At 69.4% G+C, this 18,248-nt stretch carries 9 protein-coding genes and 1 rRNA gene; 7 read left to right on the forward strand and 3 right to left on the reverse strand.

Features of this window, described 5'->3' with window-relative positions; translation table 11 throughout:
• Positions 1-22: 22 nt before the first annotated feature.
• Entirely contained in the window at positions 23-1,483 is a 1,461-nt protein-coding gene (locus E4J16_RS05285; RefSeq protein WP_136194483.1) for a sensor histidine kinase, read from the forward strand.
• Between the two features lie 759 nt (positions 1,484-2,242).
• Here E4J16_RS05285 and E4J16_RS05290 read toward each other — a convergent pair.
• Together E4J16_RS05290 and E4J16_RS05295 are read right to left on the reverse strand one after the other, a co-directional pair.
• Entirely contained in the window at positions 2,243-2,491 is a 249-nt protein-coding gene (locus tag E4J16_RS05290; protein ID WP_008729815.1) for a WhiB family transcriptional regulator, read from the reverse strand.
• Between the two features lie 236 nt (positions 2,492-2,727).
• On the reverse strand, positions 2,728-6,078 hold the full coding sequence (locus tag E4J16_RS05295; RefSeq protein ID WP_136313453.1) for an FtsK/SpoIIIE domain-containing protein: 3,351 nt from the start codon (positions 6,076-6,078) through the stop codon (positions 2,728-2,730).
• 182 nt (positions 6,079-6,260) lie between these two features.
• Between E4J16_RS05295 and ligA the strand changes: the two genes are divergently transcribed.
• Positions 6,261-8,684: an NAD-dependent DNA ligase LigA gene (gene ligA, locus E4J16_RS05300; RefSeq protein WP_240038290.1), complete on the forward strand. Its 2,424-nt coding sequence runs from the start codon at positions 6,261-6,263 to the stop codon at positions 8,682-8,684.
• Between the two features lie 78 nt (positions 8,685-8,762).
• Here ligA and E4J16_RS05305 read toward each other — a convergent pair whose 3' ends face one another.
• Positions 8,763-10,574 (reverse strand): L,D-transpeptidase, encoded by a 1,812-nt coding sequence (locus E4J16_RS05305; RefSeq protein WP_240038292.1) that lies wholly within the window; start codon positions 10,572-10,574, stop codon positions 8,763-8,765.
• A gap of 300 nt (positions 10,575-10,874) precedes the next feature.
• Between E4J16_RS05305 and gatC the strand changes: the two genes are divergently transcribed.
• The 5 genes from gatC to E4J16_RS05330 all read left to right on the forward strand — a co-directional run bounded on the left by gatC (position 10,875) and on the right by E4J16_RS05330 (position 18,002).
• Positions 10,875-11,180 carry an Asp-tRNA(Asn)/Glu-tRNA(Gln) amidotransferase subunit GatC gene (gene gatC, locus E4J16_RS05310; protein ID WP_136194480.1) on the forward strand — a complete coding sequence of 102 codons (306 nt, stop codon included), beginning with the start codon at positions 10,875-10,877 and terminating at the stop codon, positions 11,178-11,180.
• A 68-nt stretch (positions 11,181-11,248) separates the two neighbouring features.
• Positions 11,249-12,766, forward strand: a complete 1,518-nt coding sequence (gene gatA, locus E4J16_RS05315; RefSeq protein ID WP_136194506.1) for an Asp-tRNA(Asn)/Glu-tRNA(Gln) amidotransferase subunit GatA — start codon at positions 11,249-11,251, stop codon at positions 12,764-12,766.
• Position 12,767: 1 nt separating this feature from the next.
• Positions 12,768-14,264 (forward strand): Asp-tRNA(Asn)/Glu-tRNA(Gln) amidotransferase subunit GatB, encoded by a 1,497-nt coding sequence (gene gatB, locus E4J16_RS05320; protein WP_136194479.1) that lies wholly within the window; start codon positions 12,768-12,770, stop codon positions 14,262-14,264.
• Positions 14,265-14,478: 214 nt separating this feature from the next.
• Entirely contained in the window at positions 14,479-15,864 is a 1,386-nt protein-coding gene (locus E4J16_RS05325) for an NAD-dependent malic enzyme (protein WP_136194478.1), read from the forward strand.
• A gap of 573 nt (positions 15,865-16,437) precedes the next feature.
• Positions 16,438-18,002: ribosomal RNA gene (locus E4J16_RS05330) — 16S ribosomal RNA — on the forward strand.
• Positions 18,003-18,248: the final 246 nt, after the last annotated feature.

Consider the following 18,248-nt stretch of genomic DNA (forward strand, 5'->3'; position numbering starts at 1 on the left):
CGTACCCCGGTAGCATCGGGGCGTGTCGAGTCTTCTGCCCTCCTCCGTCCGCGGTGTCGTAAGTCTGCCTCCCGCCGACCTCGACTGGTTGCATCAGCTCATGGCGGACTGGCAGGTGATTGCCGACTTGTCCGTGTCCGACCTGGTTCTGTGGGTGCATACCGATTCCGGCCGCTTCGTCGCGGCCGCGCACTCACGTCCATCCACGGGTGCCACAGTCCACCTTGAGGACGTCCTCGGCCGACGCATGCCGGCGGCGCGTGAGGCGATGGCGCTCGAGGCGCTGGTCAGCGGGCAGATCGTGGTGGCGGCTGCCCCCGAGTGGACGGGCTCCTCGGCGGTGCGCGAGGAGTACGTACCGGTTATCCACAATTCCCGCGCGATCGCCGTCGTCACCCGTGAGACCGCTGTCGGCGTACTGCGCGGCGGACGCATCGTCGACAAGCCGCTGGAGGGGCTGGCAGATGCCCTGTGCCTGATGATCGCCCAGGGCGCCTTTCCGATTAATGGCGCTGCCACAGGCATGCGGCACGGCACGCCCCGGGTGGGCGACGGCGTCGTCAGCCTGGACGACGACGGCGTCGTCACCTATGCCTCGCCCAACGCCCAGTCGTGCTTCCACCGGCTCGGAGTGGCGGGTGATATCGAGGGTTGCCAGTTGGCCGAGGCGGTCACCGGCATCATTCCCGAACGCACCCCCGTGGACGAGACCATGGCCGTGGTGCTTATGGGACGCCAGGCCTGGCTGACCGAGGTGGAGGTCGGCGGCGTCTTCCTCTCGCTGCGCTCGATTCCCCTGCGTCGTGACGGTGCGCGTGCCGGGGCCCTGCTGCTGGTGCGCGATGTCTCCGAGATCCGGCGCCGGGAGCAGGTCCTGATGAACAAGGACGCGACCATTCGTGAAATACACCACCGCGTCAAGAACAACCTTCAGACTGTCTCCGCCCTGCTGCGTATGCAGGCTCGCCGCGCCACCAACGAGGAGACGCGTATCGCCCTGACCGAGGCCGAGCGCAGGGTGGGCACGATCGCCACCGTGCACGCGGCACTGAGCCAGAATGTGGATGAGAAGGTCGACTTCGACGAGGTCTTCTCCTCCGTGCTGCGCTCCGCCGCCGCCGTCGCCACTCCCACCGGCAAGGTGTCTACGCGCCTGGAGGGTGAGTTCGGGGTCGTCGATGCGGATTCGGCGCAGGCCCTGGCGACCGTCCTGGCGGAGCTGGTGACCAATGCGGTCGAGCACGGCTTGGAGGATCGCGACGGCACCGTGACGGTGCGTGCCGAGCGTGACGGCAATCGGCTTACCGTCCATGTGATCGACGACGGCGTGGGGCTGGTGCCGGGAACGGAGATGACCGGCCTCGGGACGCGCATCGTGAGCACGCTCGTGCGCGGGGAGCTGCGCGGTTCGATCGACTGGCAGCCCGCGCCGTGCGGGCACGGCACGGATGTGATCGTGCACGCCCAGCTGGGCGGCTCCTGACTACCGGCTCGTCGCGCTGGCGAGTGTGGTGGTCGGCGTCTTGCGGGGCCCGGTGGGTGTGCCGGTTCGCCGTGCCGGACTCGGATGTCGGCATTCCTGGTGCCTGGAAGCGGGATCGTCTGCTGCGCCGCTTCATCGTCTGCAACGCCACTTCGGGGTTAACAACGCCAGTTAACCGTCTGCTGAGGGGCTCTGGGGTATACAGCAGAGCGTTAAGTAGCGTTGTTAACGTCGAACCGGCGTAGCAGACGCCTGAGCCCACACATCCTCAAGCCGCACGAGCCCGTGAGCCGAGCACACATGCACGGTCCAACCCTGACGCCGCCCTGAGGACGTCCCCGCCGGTCCGGCGACATCCTCACAGTCCTCACGATGACCCCGCCCGGACACCCGAATACAGCCCTGGACGGGCGAAAAAGACCGCCCAAACCCGAACGCGACCCCCGGTGCGCCGGCTCGCGCCGAACAGGGCTCCGAACATGACCACCACATAACAACCCGGCCCGAACCGCCACACCCACAAACATGAAGAACCGCATGAGCCGCTTCAGCTAGGGGAGCGAGCAAGAGAGCGCGGCACAGCAGGCGGCCGCACAGGCGAGTGGGCGGCGAGCCGGACCGGTCGGTCCCGGGGCTCACCGCCCACCTGTGAAGGCGTTGTCGGCCTGCCTGCGCCGCTTCCCGGTCTGTGCGAAGCCGCCTGCGTGTGCCGCAGGGCCTCGTCGGAGTTGGGGAGGGTCTGTTGCTCCGCTGGCGGGGTCAGGAGGAACGGCGTGCGCGCGCGGCGCGGCGCTTGAGGGACCGCCGCTCGTCCTCGCTCATGCCGCCCCAGACTCCAGCGTCCTGTCCGTTTTCAAGCGCCCACTTGAGGCAGGTGTCCACCACCTCGCAACGGGCGCAGACTTCCTTGGCCTCGGCGATCTGAGCGATCGCGGGGCCGGTGTTGCCGACGGGGAAGAAGAGTTCCGGGTCAACCGTGAGACAAGCTGCCTGGCTCCGCCAGTCCATAGGGGCTCCCTTCGGGGACATGAGTGCTGCTGCGGTGCGCGTTACGTGCCGTCCCGAAATCGCCGAGGCGGGCGTTGGACCACCGCGTCCTGGGCCAACTTTCACACGCCGACCGGGCCGGGGCAAGACCTCGCAGGTGAGAGCTGCGCCGACGGCCTGTCGTGATGGTCACAATCAACTGCGCTGTTTCTGCAACGGATACAGGAGCGAAACCTCTGCTCGACATTGGGCGGCGATCAGCTTGCGGAACCGACCTGTATGCCTGTGTCCGGGCCGACTAAGGCGGCATGCGGGACGGGCCCGCCGTCTACGTCGGCAACCACCTGCAGCGGGGTCACGGAGCCGCGCCACACGAGCACGCCGCGTCCCGGCACGGTCGCTCCCCGGGGGTCGATGCTGCCGCGCAGCTGCTGGCCCGCGGCCTGCGCGGCAGGCCCCAGCCCCGGCCACAGCACCACTACCGCGCCCCGCTCGCGCAGCACGGCGAGCGGCCCCCGATAGCTGCCCGCGGCGCGGTCGGTGGTCGCCGAGGCGATTACGCGCCTGCCCTGAGCCACCGCCGCCTCCACCCGCGCCTGTACGGTCGGCTCGCTCAGATCCAGGTCGTCGATTATCAGTGGGGTGTCCTGGTCGGCCTGCGCCTGCGCGCAACGGGCCAGGGCCGCCACCGCATTGCTGCGCCCGGATCCCGGCGGGCCGACCACGAGCACGCTTCCTGCCGGCGTCGGCACCGGCGCGGCCCTGTCCCCGCCCACCGCCCACACCCCGGGGGCGCGGGGGGCCAGACGGGGTATCTCCTCCAGGCGACGCGGACCGGGACCAGGCGCGCGGTCCTCATCGGCATCGGGCAGGACCACCTGGCAGGGCGTCGCCTGCCCACCATCGAGCAGTACGCCCCGTCCCGGGCCCGTGCCCGTGACGACGCCGCGCGGCAGCCCCGCCAGGGAGGCCTGAGCCGGCTGCACGGCGCCGAGCACCAGCCGACGTCGCAGCGGGACGTTCCACCGTGCATTGGCGGCCGTCAGCGGTGCGGCCACCAGCACCCCGGTGCCGGTGGGCGCCGCCGCGCGCACGAGGGACTCAAGCAGGGCCCGTCCCTCACCCGGGCCGAGCGCCTCGTCGACGGCGGCCAGCATGACATCCACGTCGTCGATGACAAGCAGGTCGCCGCGCAGAGCGCCGGCAGCCGCCAGTGACCACAGCCGGGTCAGCCGACGTGGATCATCACCTCCCACCACTGTGCCCACCCCGGCCAACCCGGCCAGTCGCTCCGCGGGGGTGCGCGGCTGAGCGCATACGTGCACGCAGACTCCGCGGGACAGCGCGCCGACCGCCGCCGAGTACACGACTGTCGACCGTCCACAGCCCGGCGCCCCCATGACCAGTAGCGGATCTGCCGGGGACCATTCCCAGGTTCCCAGGCTCTGCTGCTCAGGCAGGTCGGTCAGCAGCAGGGTGAACCAGTTCCCGTCCGGTACCGGCCTCGACTCCGCCACGACCCGGTCCGGGGCGGCCGCCGCACAGTCCCGGGAGGCCGCCAGGGCCTGTGCCTGCGCCCGCCGCACCCGTGCCGGCAGCGGCGGCGCCCAGGGGCGCCAGGGCGCGGTGGTGCCTGCGGCGGCGGCCAGCTCGCCGACCAGTGCCTCCAGGTGCCGTTCCTCCCCGCACCACGGGGCCTGCAATACCTGCGGTCGCGTGTCCTGCCCGGCAGACACGAACACCCGGCCCGGATGTGCCGCCAGGCGCGCCGCCTCGTCGTGTCCCAGAACATCCCGGGAGTCGGCCGGATCCAGCACGCGCAGACAGACCCGCAGATTCGTGTTGGCGCGGATCGTGGGCGAGACTGCGCCACCGGGGCGCTGGGTGGCCAGGATGAGATGGATACCGAGGCTGCGGCCCTGAGCCGCCACCCGCACGAGTGCGTCAAGGACCTCCGGGTGCTCGGCCGCCAGCGTCGCGAACTCATCGACCACCAGCACCATCCGCGCGGGCGCGGAAGCCGGGTCCAGGAAGGAGATGTCCTTCGCGTGGTACTGGGCGAGCAGACGCTCACGGCGGCGCACCTCAGCCTCCAGGGACGCCAGTGCGCGGTGCGTGCCCGCGGGGTCCAGGTCGGTCAGGACGCCCGCCGTGTGCGGCAGCTCCGCCAGCGGCCCGAAGGCGGCGCCGCCCTTATAGTCCACCAGTACCAGGGTCAGCGCCGTCGGCGGCAGGGATGCCGCCAGCTGCAGCAGCCAGGAGATGAGCAGTTCCGACTTGCCCGAGCCGGTGGTGCCTGCCAGCAGTGCGTGCGGCCCGTCGCGCACCAGGTCCACCGACACCGGTCCGTGCGCGCCGACTCCCAGCACCGCGGGCAGGCTGACCGGTGACGCCTTCTGCCAGTGGCTGCGCACCAGAGACCGGTCTAGGTGCGGGCACACCTCCTCCACCCGCACCGTGTCGGGTAGCGCGTCGGCGGAGCCGGAGCCTGCGGCGTCCGGAAGGGGCAGTCCCGCGGCCACCACCAGCGCCTGCCACCAGCGCCGACTCAGGCCCGGCGCGCGGCCGCGCACGGGCAGCACACTGACGGCACGGGCAGCACCACCGCGGGCCCCGGACTGTGCCGCGCTCACCGCAACCTCCTGGCGTCTTCCCTCCGGGCCCCAGGAGACGTGCACGGCGTCGTCGTCGACCCGTACCTCGCCGAACCCGCGCGCGAGCACCTGCGCCCCCCACCAGCGCACCGCGCACAGTGCCCGCGGGCCAGTCAGGGCGATGCAGTCGCCCGCGGCCACACGCAGCAGCGTCCGCCTGCGGCGGGCACCGGTCCAGGCCCGGATGTCCTCCGTATCCCGGGACTGTGCTCCGGCGGCGGACCGCCCGCTCCCGCCCGGGTGTCGCACCGCCACCGCCAGCAGCATGCTCGCCGGGTCGGGGGTGCGGGAACGGCGTCCCCGCCAGCCCGCAGTACCCGAGCCGCCCCCGCCCCGGCGCCCGTTGAGCATGGGCAGTAGCCGCAGCACCATCATCATTCCCATGGGGGCGACCGCCAGTGCCCCAAGCGCCCCGCGGTTGCCGGTACGCACTGTGATCACGGCCAGTCCCGCCAGCAGCGCGACGGCCAGCAGTGAGCCGAGCAGCAGCCACCGGTTCTGGGCGGCCGTGGGCGGCTGCGGCGAATGCAGATCGGCGGGGCGAGGGCGCAACTCCATCACCGTGTCTCCCAGCCGCAGTCGCGTCCCGGCCCGGCAGCGCCGTGGACGCTTCCCCAGGGAGCGCCAGCACCAGCGCCTTCGCACCCGAACACCGTTGGCGGATCCGGCATCCGACACGAGTACGCCGCGGTGCGTCGACCTCACTCGCAGGTGCGACCTGGAGACGGCCTGATCGGTCAGCACTCCATCACGGCCCACGGTGCCCCGTTCCGGCAGTGGAATCACGAGACCCGCGTCGTCCCCGGAGAGGATGGCCAGGTGCCAGGAGGAGGCCAGCGCCGCGCGGGCGGCGGTCACTGCAAGGGCGGCCTCCCCGGTCGCGCCTGAGGCGGCACGGCCGCCCGACCGGGACAGCCGCACCGGGGTGGGTGGTACGGGAGAACTGGTGCGCATGTGCTGAGCGTGCCTGCCGGCCCCGCCCCCGCGCGCAGGCCCTGGGGACGGGCCGGCTCCAGGCTGTCGCGAACTCTGCCTGTGGATTCCGGCCTCCGCTGGTTGCGTCCTCGGCTCGCACCGCGCCCATGCTCCGCCCGCGGCCTCCGGCAGGCGGGAGGGGCATGGGGGAGGATGTCCCCATGAGCGAAGCCCGCCCCGCAACCACAGCCGCGTCCGCCGCCGATCTTGCAGACGTACCCGCTGCCGTGCGCTCCCGTTGGACCGAACTCGTTCGGGACATAGAACGCGCCCGCGACGCCTACTACAACGCCGTGGACGCCCAGAGCCCCTGGTCCGACGCCGAGTACGACGCGCTGTACCGCGAGTTGGAGTCCCTTGAGGAAGCCCATCCCGCACTGCGGCTGCCGTCCTCGCCCACCCGCTCCGTGGGCGGCCGCCCGACCACGGACTTCGCCGCGGCACCCCATCACGAGCGCATGTACTCCCTGCAAGACGTGTTCGACCTTGAGGAAGTGGAGCAGTGGGCCCAGCGCATGACGGCGGAGACCGGCCTGGCCGATGCCGAGCTGCCGATGACCGCCGAGGTCAAGATTGACGGCCTGGCGGTCGCCCTGACGTACGAGAATGGCGTCCTGACCCGCGCCGCCACCCGGGGCGACGGCGTCGTGGGGGAGGACGTCACCGGTAACGTCCGCACCATCGCCTCCGTGCCGCTGGTACTGGCTGGCGATTCCCATCCGGCACTGGTGGAGGTGCGCGGCGAGGTGTACTTCCCGGTGCAGGCCTTCAACGAGTTCAACGAGCGCCGTCGCACCGAGAACCTCCGCCGCGAGGCGGAAGGACGCCCACACCTGCAGGTATTCGCCAATCCCCGCAACGCCGCCGCCGGCTCCCTGCGCCAGAAGAACCCGGCGGTCACCGCCGCCCGTCCACTGGCCATGATCGCCCACGGCGTCGGCGCCATTACCCCGGCCCCCGGCCAGCAGCTGCCGACCGCCCAGCACGCCTGGTATGAGCTGCTGGCCGCCTGGGGACTGCCGGTGTCCCCCTATAACGAGGTCGTCCGCGGCCGTGCCCAGCGTGAGGCCTACATCGCCCGCTATGCCGACCACCGCCACGACCTGCTGCATGAGATCGACGGCATCGTGTTCAAGGTCGACTCCCGCCCGCTGCAGGATGAGCTGGGATACACCTCCCGGGTGCCGCGCTGGGCCACGGCCTACAAGTACCCGCCCGAGGAGGTGCACACCCGCCTGCTCGACATCGACGTCCAGGTCGGCCGCACGGGTCGCGTGACCCCCTTCGGGATCATGGAGCCCGTGCTCGTCGCGGGTTCGCGCGTCTCCCGGGCCACTCTTCACAACGCCACCGAGGTTGCGCGCAAGGCGGTCAAGATCGGCGACATGGTAGTGCTGCGCAAGGCCGGCGACGTCATCCCCGAGATCGTCGGCCCGGTTCTCGAACGGCGTGACGGCTCCGAGCGCGACTTCGTCATGCCACGCCACTGCCCGTCCTGCGGCACGGAACTGGCACCCGCCAAGGAGGGCGACGTCGACCTGCGCTGCCCCAATACCCGCTCCTGCCCCGCACAGCTGACCGAGCGCGTTGCCCACATCGGCTCCCGCGGCGCCCTGGACGTCGAGGGACTGGGCGACGAGGCGGCGTCAGCACTGACACAGCCCGACGCCGGACGCGTCGAGGCGCTGGCCGCACTCGCCGCCGGGCACCTGCTTGAGACCGAACGCGGACGCCTGCGGCTGCCCGCCGCCGAACTGGAGGCGCTGCACCCCTCCGAACGGGTCGGGGCCGCCGAGGACCTGCTCGCCGAGGCCGGGGTGGGCGAGCAGCGGCCGGTGCTGACGGGCGAGGCCGGCCTGTTCGACCTGACGGCCGATGACCTGCGTGAGGTGTCCGTCTACCGGCCCGTCATGCGCCGCGGCCAGCCCACCGGTGACTGGCGGCTGCTGCGCTTCTTCTGGTCCAAGCAGACCTACACCAAGGACGGCGCGGTCAAGAAGCCGACTGCCCCCGGCAAGAACGCCACGGCCATGCTCACACAGCTGGAGCAGGCCAGGAGCAGGCCCCTGTGGCGAGTGCTGGTGGCCCTGTCCGTGCGGCACGTGGGACCCACGGCCGCCCGGGCGCTGGCGACCCGCTTCGGCTCCATGAACGCGCTGCGGACAGCTTCAGCGGAGGACCTGGCGCAGGTGGACGGCGTCGGCCCCACCATCGCAGCCGCGTGGAAGGACTGGCTGGAGACCGACTGGCACCAGCGGATACTTGAGCGCTGGGAGGCCGCCGGAGTACGCATGGAGGACGACTCCGACCAGGAGGAGGCCACGCCACAGACGCTGGCCGGCCTCACCGTGGTTGTCACCGGCACTTTGCAGAACTTCACCAGGGACGGTGCCAAGGAGGCGATTGTCGCCCGGGGCGGCAAGGCCGCAGGGAGCGTTTCAAAGCGGACCAGCTACGTCGTCGTCGGCGAGAACGCCGGGTCCAAGGAGACCAGGGCGCGGGAGCTGGGGCTGCCCGTGCTGGACGAGTCCGGCTTCGAGGCCTTGCTGGCCGGCGGCCCCGCGGCGCTCGCGGCGGGCTCCTGAAGCGGGACGGCCCGCCCCCGGGCTGAGCCGGTGGGCGGGCCGTATGCCGACGGCGGTGAGTGGTCCGGGCGACCTGCGTCAGTAGTGGCTGACCACCGTGGTGCCGATCTCGGACCAGTCGTAGAACCACTTGGCCTCGTCCACCGGCATGTTCAGGCAGCCGTGCGACCCGGAGAATCCCCAGCTGGAGCGCCAGGGGGCGCCGTGCAGGGCATAGCCCTGGTAGAAGTAGGAGATCCAGGGGACGTTCTCGGTCTCGTATTCCGTGCCGTCGGCGTTCTGCCCGCGCATGGTCTGGGTCTCGTACTTCAGGTACACGTGGTAGGTGCCGGTGACGGTGGGAGTGGCGGCGGCGCCGTCGACCACGTACACCGGGCCGCGGACCACGGTTGCCCCCTCATAGGCGGTCACGGTCTTGGTCGACAGGTTGATGTCTACCCACTTCTCCCCGTCGGCGGCCTGGTACACGAGGTTCTCGGCGCCGTTGGCGATCTGGCGCTCCTCCCACTGCTCCTCACTCGTCGTCATCTCGAAACTGCCGGCGTATGCCCGGCTGCTGGAGAGCGACTCGGCGATCCCATTGGTGATCGCCTCGGCATTGTTGACCGTCTGGCCGGCGACCGCTTCAACACTGGTGGCGACGACGTCGCCGGCGGAGTTGACGTTCCGCTGCCCGACCACCGGCGTGACATTGGCGTCGGTCGCCTGCGCGTCAACCCACTGCGCCACCTTTGTGCTGTCGATCGACAGTGTCGGTGCGGCGTCGAGGCTCTCCGTTACGGAGATCCAGGAGGCCTTGGTCGCGGCGTCGGCCGTATAGGAGCCCGTCCCGTCCGCAGTGGTGATCGTGACGTCTTGCGTGATCCACTCGTTGGCGGTGTCCGCCACTTCCTGGGCGTCGTCGTCAGACACGGCGGGGAGGGTGTTCTCGTAGGTGACGTCCACGGATGCGGAGTCGAGAGACGCGGCCGCCGCGGCGGCCGCCTGGGCCAGGGCGCTCGTATCAATGCTCAGGCCCTCGCTGGAGGCGGTGACCTCGAAGGCGGTGGCTTCGGCGTCAAGGGCGATGGATGCGTTGCGGGCCTTGGACTGGTCGTCGGGGACGAGACCGTCTGCGTAGTCCTGAAGCACCGCGTCATCGACGGTGGTGACCACTGCGATGTCGGCGCTTCCCAGCAGGGCCTTGAAGCGGTCGATGACTCCGGCGCTGCGGGCCATGGCCGCGGTGGCGGTGGCCTCGGCGTCGACTGTGGTGCCCAAGTCGCTCAGCGTGGCGGTGGCCTCGGCGTCGCCCGTGATACTCACCGTGGCGGCGTCGGCCCTGGTCTTGATCGTCTTGGTGATCTCAGCGCGACTCATCCCGGACACGTCGGTCCCGGCCACCGTGGTTCCCGGCACTGCGACGTCGGCGTAGTGGTCGGCATAGGCGTAGCCGCCCGCACCCAGAAGCAGTGCCACTGCGGCCACGCCCGACAGGGCCCAGCGGCGGCGTCGCCGGGAGCGCCGGTCGGCGGTGGCGGGCGTCGCCGCGGCGGCCTCCGGCGCGGAGTCCGCGGTGCGGGGCGTCGGGGCGGACTCGGGGGCCTCCGGTGAGTCGGCGGTGGCGGGCGTCGCCGCCTCGGGGGCGTCCGGCACCGGCGCCAGGGGGGCGGTCTGCTCGGGCTGGTCTGCTGGAGGCGCCTGCACGGCGGCAGCTGCCGGAGTGCTCGCGCTGGGCGCGGAGCCCGCGGTTGCCATGATCGAGGTGCGGACGACTGCGGAGGACTCGCCGTAAGGGGTCCTCAGGACTGTCTCAGGAGCAGCATCGGTGTCAGCGGGTCCGCCGGCCGGTGTCGACGACTCGTCTGTCTCCTCCGGGACCCGCCCGGTGGGGAGCTTGTCGCTGTGCATAGGATCCTTATTCGTCGGTGACCCGGCGCACTGACGGGCCGCCCTGTTCTGCGTCTCCGCACCAACTGCGGAACCTTCGTGTTAATGACACCGGGCCGCGGCTGGAATGTCAATGTTGTCCGCCACCGTGTGCCTGTGACTTCTTGCATGGATGTTGGAAACACGCTCCTCACGGCCGGTTCGGCCGCTCACGCGGACTCCCTTGTGATGTCCTTGCGATCGGGGTGCGGTGAATGCGCGGCGGGCGTGCGGCGCCGCCCGGTCGGCACGCGGTGCCTGCGAGTGGATACACTCGGGCCCATGTCTGCCATTTCCAAGGATGAGGTCATCCGCGTCGCGGAGCTCGCGCGCGTGGCCCTGAGCAAGGAGGAGGTCGCGCGCCTGGCCGGCGAGCTGGACGCCGTCGCCTCCGCCTTCGCCCGGGTCACCAGCGTGGTCACCCCCGATCTGCCCGCCACTTCGCACCCAGTCCCGCTCACCAACGTGATGCGGGAGGACGTCCCCGGCCCGACCCTCGACGTCGAGGAGCTACTCGCCGGCGCTCCAGCCGCAGAGGACTCCGCGTTCCTCGTGCCCCGCATTCTTGGAGAGGACTCCGCATCGTGAACAGCTCAACCCGTCCGACGAGCCCTCTGCCGCCTGCCAGCGGTGCCGCAGCGGGCGCCCCCGACGAGCTGGTGCGGGCGACGGCGGCGCAGCAGGCCGCCGCGCTGGCTGCGGGGGAGCTCTCCTCCCGCGAGCTGACCCGTGCCCACCTGGACCGGATCGCCGCGGTTGACGGCGCGATCGGGGCCTTCCTCGATGTGGACGCCGACAAGGCCCTGGCCGATGCCGACGCCGCCGATGCCGCCCGCCGGGAGGCCGCCGCCGACGGTGCGTCCGTGCCCGAGCTGACCGGTGTGCCGACGGCGGTGAAGGACCTGATCGTCACGCGCGGGCAGGTCACCACCGCCGCCTCCAGGATCCTGGAGGGCTGGGTGCCGCCCTACGACGCGACCCTGGTGAAGAATCTGCGCGCCGCACACCTGCCGATCCTGGGCAAGACCAACCTGGATGAATTCGCCATGGGCGGCTCCACCGAGCACTCCGCCTTCGGCCGTACCGCCAATCCCTGGGACCTCGGCCGCATCCCCGGCGGCTCCTCCGGCGGTTCCGCCGCGGCGGTGGGTGCATTCGAGGCGCCCACCGCGGTCGGCACCGACACCGGTGGGTCAATTCGCCAGCCCGCCGCCGTCACCGGCACCGTGGGAGTCAAGCCGACCTATGGCACGGTTTCGCGCTTCGGTGTGATCGCCATGGCCTCCTCGCTGGATACTCCCGGTCCCATGGCCCGCACGGTGCTCGACGCCGCCCTCCTGCACGACGTAATCGCCTCCTACGACCCGCTCGACTCCACCTCCCTGCCGGACGCCCCGCGCGGCATGGCCGACGTGGTGCGTGCCGCGCAGGCCGGTGCGGACCTGACCGGGTTGCGTGTCGGTGTGATCGCCGAGCTCGACGGCGGGGAGGGCTACCACGCCGGCGTCGTCGACTCCTTCCACACCGCCCTGGAACTGCTTGAGGAGGCCGGCGCTGCGGTTGAGACCGTCTCCCTGCCGCACCTGGAGTACGCGCTCGACGCCTACTACCTGATCATGCCCGCAGAGGCGTCGTCGAACCTTGCCCGCTACGACGGCATGCGCTACGGCCTGCGGGTTGAGCCGGCCGAAGGACCGGTCACGGCAGAGACCGTCATGGCGGCCACACGCGGTGCCGGCTTCGGCGACGAGGTAAAGCGTCGCATCATTCTGGGCACGCATGTGCTGTCCGCCGGGTATTACGACGCCTACTACGGCTCGGCGCAGAAGGTGCGCACCCTGGTGCAGCGGGACTTCGCCGCGGCCTGGCAGCGGGCGGACGTGCTGGTGTCCCCGACGGCGCCGGTCACTGCCTACCGCTTCGGGGAGAAGGACGATCCGCTGGCCATGTACAAGCTGGACGTCACGACTATTCCTGCCAACCTCGCCGGGGTGCCGGCCATGAGCCTGCCCTCGGGCCTGAGCGACGACGGCCTGCCCGTCGGCTTCCAGGTCCTGGCGCCGCAGCGCGCCGATGACCGGCTGTATCGGGTCGGTGCGGTCCTGGAGGCGATGTTGGAGAAGAAGTGGGGCGGCCACCTGCTTGCGCAGGCCCCCGAACTGGAGGTGAAGTGACATGAGCGATGAGCTGATGGACTACGACGAGGCAGTGCGCCGCTACGACCCGGTTATCGGTTTGGAGGTGCACGTGGAGCTGGGCACCGCCACCAAGATGTTCGACGCCGCACCCAATGTCTTCGGCGCACAGCCCAACACCATGGTGACGCCGACCAGCGCGGGTCTGCCCGGATCCCTGCCGGTGGTCAACGGCAAGGGCGTGGAGTACGCCATCCGGATCGGCCTGGCCCTGGGCTGCGAGATTGCCGAGACCTGCCGGTTCGCCCGGAAGAACTACTTCTACCCGGACCTGTGCAAGGACTTCCAGACCTCCCAGTCCGACGAGCCGATCGCTTACGACGGCGCGCTCCCGGTGGAGCTGGAGGACGGCACGGTCTTCACGGTGCCGATCGAGCGCGCCCACATGGAGGAGGACGCCGGCAAGAACATCCACGTCGGCGGCGCGGACGGCCGCATTGAGGGCGCCGACCACTCACTGGTCGACTACAACCGCGCCGGCGTGCCACTGGTGGAGATCGTCACCCGCCCGATCGAGGGGGCCGGCGCGAGGGCGCCGGAGGTGGCCGCGACCTATGTGCGGACTCTGCGTGACATCTTCCGGGCGCTGGGTGTTTCCGAGGCCCGCATGGAGCGGGGCAACGTCCGCGCCGACGTCAATGTCTCCCTGCGCGAGAGCCCCGACTCTCCCTGGGGCACGCGTACCGAGACCAAGAATGTCAACACCTTCCGCGGGATCGACGCCGTCGTGCGCTATGAGATCAGGCGGCAGGCGGCGATCCTCGCCGCCGGCGGCGAGGTGCAGCAGGAGACCCGGCACGGTCAGGCCGACGGGACCACTCGTGCGGGCCGCATCAAGTCCGATGCGGACGACTACCGCTACTTCCCCGAGCCCGATCTGGTCCCGCTCGCCCCGAGCCGGGAGTGGGTTGAGGAGATCCGGGCGGGCCTGCCGGAGATGCCCGCTGCGAAGCGGCGTCGTCTGAAGGCGGAGTGGGGCCTGGCCGACGACGAGATGCGCGACGTCGTCAATGCGGGTGCGCTTGAGCTCATTGAGGCGACGGTGCTGGCCGGCACCACGGGCCAGGCCGCCCGGAAATGGTGGATGGGGGAGTTGTCCCGTTCGGCCAAGGAGCAGGAGCTCGCCCTGGAGGACCTGTCGATCACCCCGGCGCAAGTGGCCGGGCTGCAGAACCTGGTCGACTCGGGTCGCCTCACGGACAAGCTGGCCCGGCAGGTGCTGGAGGGCGTGCTGGCGGGCGAGGGCGATCCCGAGCAGGTGGTCGAGGCCCGTGGCTTGGAGGTCGTCTCCGATGAGGGCGCGCTGCTGGCGGCGGTTGACGACGCCCTGGCTGCGAACCCCGACGTCGCCGAGAAGATCCGGGGCGGCAAGGTCAAGGCCGCGGGAGCCATCGTCGGTGCGGTTATGAAGGCCACCAAGGGCCAGGCGGATGCGCGCCGTGTGCGTGAGCTGGTCATGGAGCGGGTCGGCGGTTAGTGCCGCGCTTCCCTGTCGGGAAGCAGCCGCGGACCGCCTGGGTGCGGTCTTGCGGGAGCATTGAGGGATCCGGCTGTCTCCTGGTTCACAACCATGAGACAGCCGGATCCTTCTTCTGCCGTATGGGGATAGGCTCTAAGCAGCAGATTCTGCTTCTGTGGACCGGCGACTGCCGCTGGTCCGTCCTAGAGCCCACAACGGAGGAACAAGCCCCATGGCACAGCCGAGTCCCAGCTATACCGTTGCGCTTCACCTTGAGGTCCCCGCCTCGCAGAAGGCCGTCACGACTCTCGTCGATACGGCCTCTGCCACCGGAGCAATCGTCAACGGCGTCGATGTTGCCGACACCGACGGCGACACCCTGATCGTCGATCTGACTGCCGATACGCGGGACTCCAAGCATCGGGGCGAACTGGTCGAGGCGCTCAAGAAGCTCGACGGCGTGATCGTCCACAACGTCGGAGACTCCACCTTCCTCGCGCACGTCGGCGGAAAGGTGGAGGTCGCCCCACGCACCCCCATCCACAACCGCCGCGACCTCGCCCGGGTGTACACCCCCGGAGTGGCGCGCGTCTGCAAGGCGATTTACGACCACCCGGAGCGTGCGCGTCAGCTGACCATCAAGAAGAACACAGTCGCGGTCGTCACCGACGGCACTGCCGTCCTGGGGCTGGGCGACATCGGCCCGGAGGCGGCCATGCCCGTCATGGAGGGCAAGGCCGTGCTGTTCAAGCAGTTCGGCGACGTCGACGCCTGGCCGGTGGCGCTGGACACGAAGGATCCTGAGGAGATCATCCAGATCGTCAAAGCCATCGCCCCCGCGTACGGCGGCATCAACCTTGAGGACATCGCCGCTCCCAAGTGCTTCGACATCGAGGCGCGGCTGCGTGAGGAGCTTGACATCCCGGTGTTCCACGACGACCAGCACGGCACGGCCATCGTCACGCTGGCGGCGCTGATCAACGCGCTCAAGGTGGTTGGGAAGCGGATCGAGGACGTACGCATCGTGCTGTCTGGCGTAGGTGCGGCGGGATCCGCCATCGCGCGGCTGCTCATGGCGCACGGTGCCACCGACATCGTCGGCTACGGCCGCTCCGGCGCGCTCAGCGGCGAGAACACCGAGGGTATGAACGAGCACCGTAAGTGGCTGGCGGAGAACACCAACCCGCGGCATGTGTCGGGATCGCTCAAGGAGGGCCTTGAGGGCGCCGACGTCTTCATCGGCGTGTCCAGTGGGAACCTGCTGGAGCCGAAGGACCTGGCGGTGATGAATGAGAACGCGATCGTGTTCGCGATGGCGAACCCGACGCCCGAGGTGGACCCGGTGGGTGCCGCCGACTATGCCGCGGTGGTCGCGACCGGACGCAGCGACTTCCCCAACCAGATCAATAACGTGCTGGCGTTCCCCGGTCTGTTCCGTGGTCTGCTCGACACCGGCATCACTGAGATCTCGGTGGAGCTGCTGCGCGCCGCAGCCACTGGCATCGCCGGCGTGATCGCGGACGAGGAGCTCAGTCCCGTGTACATCATTCCGGGTGCCTTCGACAAGCGGGTGGCTGCTGCGGTGGCGAAGGCGGTGCGTAAGTTCGCGACGGTTTAAGCGTTGGCGCGGTCGGCGCTCGTCGGCCGCTGCCGGCTTCAGGGGCTGTCGGCGCGCACTCATCGGTGTGCGCCGACAGCCCCTGGCATATACCGGGAGGTGCAAGCGCCCGCGCCCACCGGGGTCCCGGTGCCGACGCCGGTTACAGCGGGTGTTCCGCCAGCGAGCTGAGTCGGGCGAGGTCGGGCCGCAGCCGTGCTCGGCGCGGGTCTCCTGGCGAGCGCGGCATCCGCGGGACCGAGGTAGTGGCCCGCTTCATAGTGAATCAGTTTGACGCCTCCGGTGGGAGTGGGGATAAAGTACAGCCCGCTGCGTCGGACACGGATCCCACGAGGGGGACGGTTCGCGTGGCCCGCCTCTGAAGAGGAAACCAGCTGTGATCGGGAGCATGTCTTCCGAGCTTGACAGTCTTCGGGACTCCTCATAAGATAGCGGATGCTGCTCGCCGGAGTGAGCGGTGGCCACGGGTCGCCGGGAGCTTCGACTGGGTGTGTTGTTTGGGATCTCGATAGTGTGTCGTGTTTGTTTGTTTGGTTGGTGTTTTTTGTTGGTTTCTTTGTTTGGTTTTTGTTTTGTTTGGAGAGTTTGATCCTGGCTCAGGACGAACGCTGGCGGCGTGCTTAACACATGCAAGTCGAACGGGCTGGCCTGCTTTTTTGGTGGGTTGGTTAGTGGCGAACGGGTGAGTAACACGTGAGTGACCTGCCCTCTTCTCCTGGATAACTGCTTGAAAGGGCGGCTAATACGGGGTGGTCTGGCCTGCCTGCATGGGTGGGTTGGTATAGGTTCAGCTTTTTGTTGTTCCGGTGGGGGATGGGCTCGCGGCCTATCAGCTTGTTGGTGGGGTGATGGCTTACCAAGGCTTTGACGGGTAGCCGGCCTGAGAGGGTGGACGGCCACACTGGGACTGAGATACGGCCCAGACTCCTGCGGGAGGCAGCAGTGGGGAATATTGCACAATGGGCGGAAGCCTGATGCAGCGACGTCGCGTGAGGGATGGAGGCCTTCGGGTTGTGAACCTCTTTTTCCGGTGGTGAAGGCCTGCCTCGTTTGTGGGTGGGTTGACGGTAGCCGGGTTAGGAAGCGCCGGCTAACTACGTGCCAGCAGCCGCGGTAATACGTAGGGCGCGAGCGTTGTCCGGAATTACTGGGCGTAAAGGGCTTGTAGGCGGCTGGTCGCGTCTGCCGTGAAATTCCCTGGCTTAACTGGGGGCTTGCGGTGGGTACGGGCTGGCTTGAGCGCGGTAGGGGAGACTGGAACTCCTGGTGTAGCGGTGGAATGCGCAGATATCAGGAGGAACACCGGTGGCGAAGGCGGGTCTCTGGGCCGTTGCTGACGCTGAGGAGCGAAAGCGTGGGGAGCGAACAGGATTAGATACCCTGGTAGTCCACGCCGTAAACGTTGGGCACTGGGTGTGGGGGCCCTTTCCGGGGCTTCCGCGCCGTAGCTAACGCGTTAAGTGCCCCGCCTGGGGAGTACGGCCGCAAGGCTAAAACTCAAAGGAATTGACGGGGGCCCGCACAAGCGGCGGAGCATGCGGATTAATTCGATGCAACGCGAAGAACCTTACCAAGGCTTGACATGGGTCGGCTGCTGCCGGAGACGGTGGTTCCCGTGCTGCTTTTTGTGGTGCGGGCCGGCCTGCAGGTGGTGCATGGTTGTCGTCAGCTCGTGTCGTGAGATGTTGGGTTAAGTCCCGCAACGAGCGCAACCCCTGTCCCGTGTTGCCAGCGCGTTGTGGCGGGGACTCGCGGGAGACTGCCGGGGTGAACTCGGAGGAGGGTGGGGATGACGTCAAATCATCATGCCCCTTATGTCTTGGGCTTCACGCATGCTACAATGGCCGGTACAGTGGGTTGCGATGCCGTGAGGCGGGGCGAATCCCTTAAAGCCGGTCTCAGTTCGGATCGGTGCCTGCAACTCGGCACCGTGAAGTTGGAGTCGCTAGTAATCGCGGATCAGCAACGCCGCGGTGAATACGTTCTCGGGCCTTGTACACACCGCCCGTCACGTCATGAAAGCCGGTGACGCCCGAAGCCCGTGGCCCTATGGGGAGCGGTCGAAGGCGGGGCTGGTGATTGGGACGAAGTCGTAACAAGGTAGCCGTACCGGAAGGTGCGGCTGGATCACCTCCTTTCTAGGGAGACTGTTTGGCGCTGGCCGGGCAGGCAGGCACTCCGTGTGGTTTTTCTCGGGCCTGTTGTGGGCCTGGCCGTGCGGGGCCCCGTGGTTCTCCTCCTGCTGTGTTGGTGGGTGGGGGTGGGGTGGCATGCTGTCGGGTTCCGGGGCTGCGCGCCCTGGGTGGGTCCTGCTGGCGCGGCTGGTTGCCTGGTGGTGGCTGGTTGTGGTGGTGTGGGCTGGTTGGTTGTGAACTGTATAGCGG

It is taken from the genome of Actinomyces procaprae, assembly GCF_004798665.1.
Taxonomy (GTDB): Bacteria; Actinomycetota; Actinomycetes; order Actinomycetales; family Actinomycetaceae; genus Actinomyces; species Actinomyces procaprae.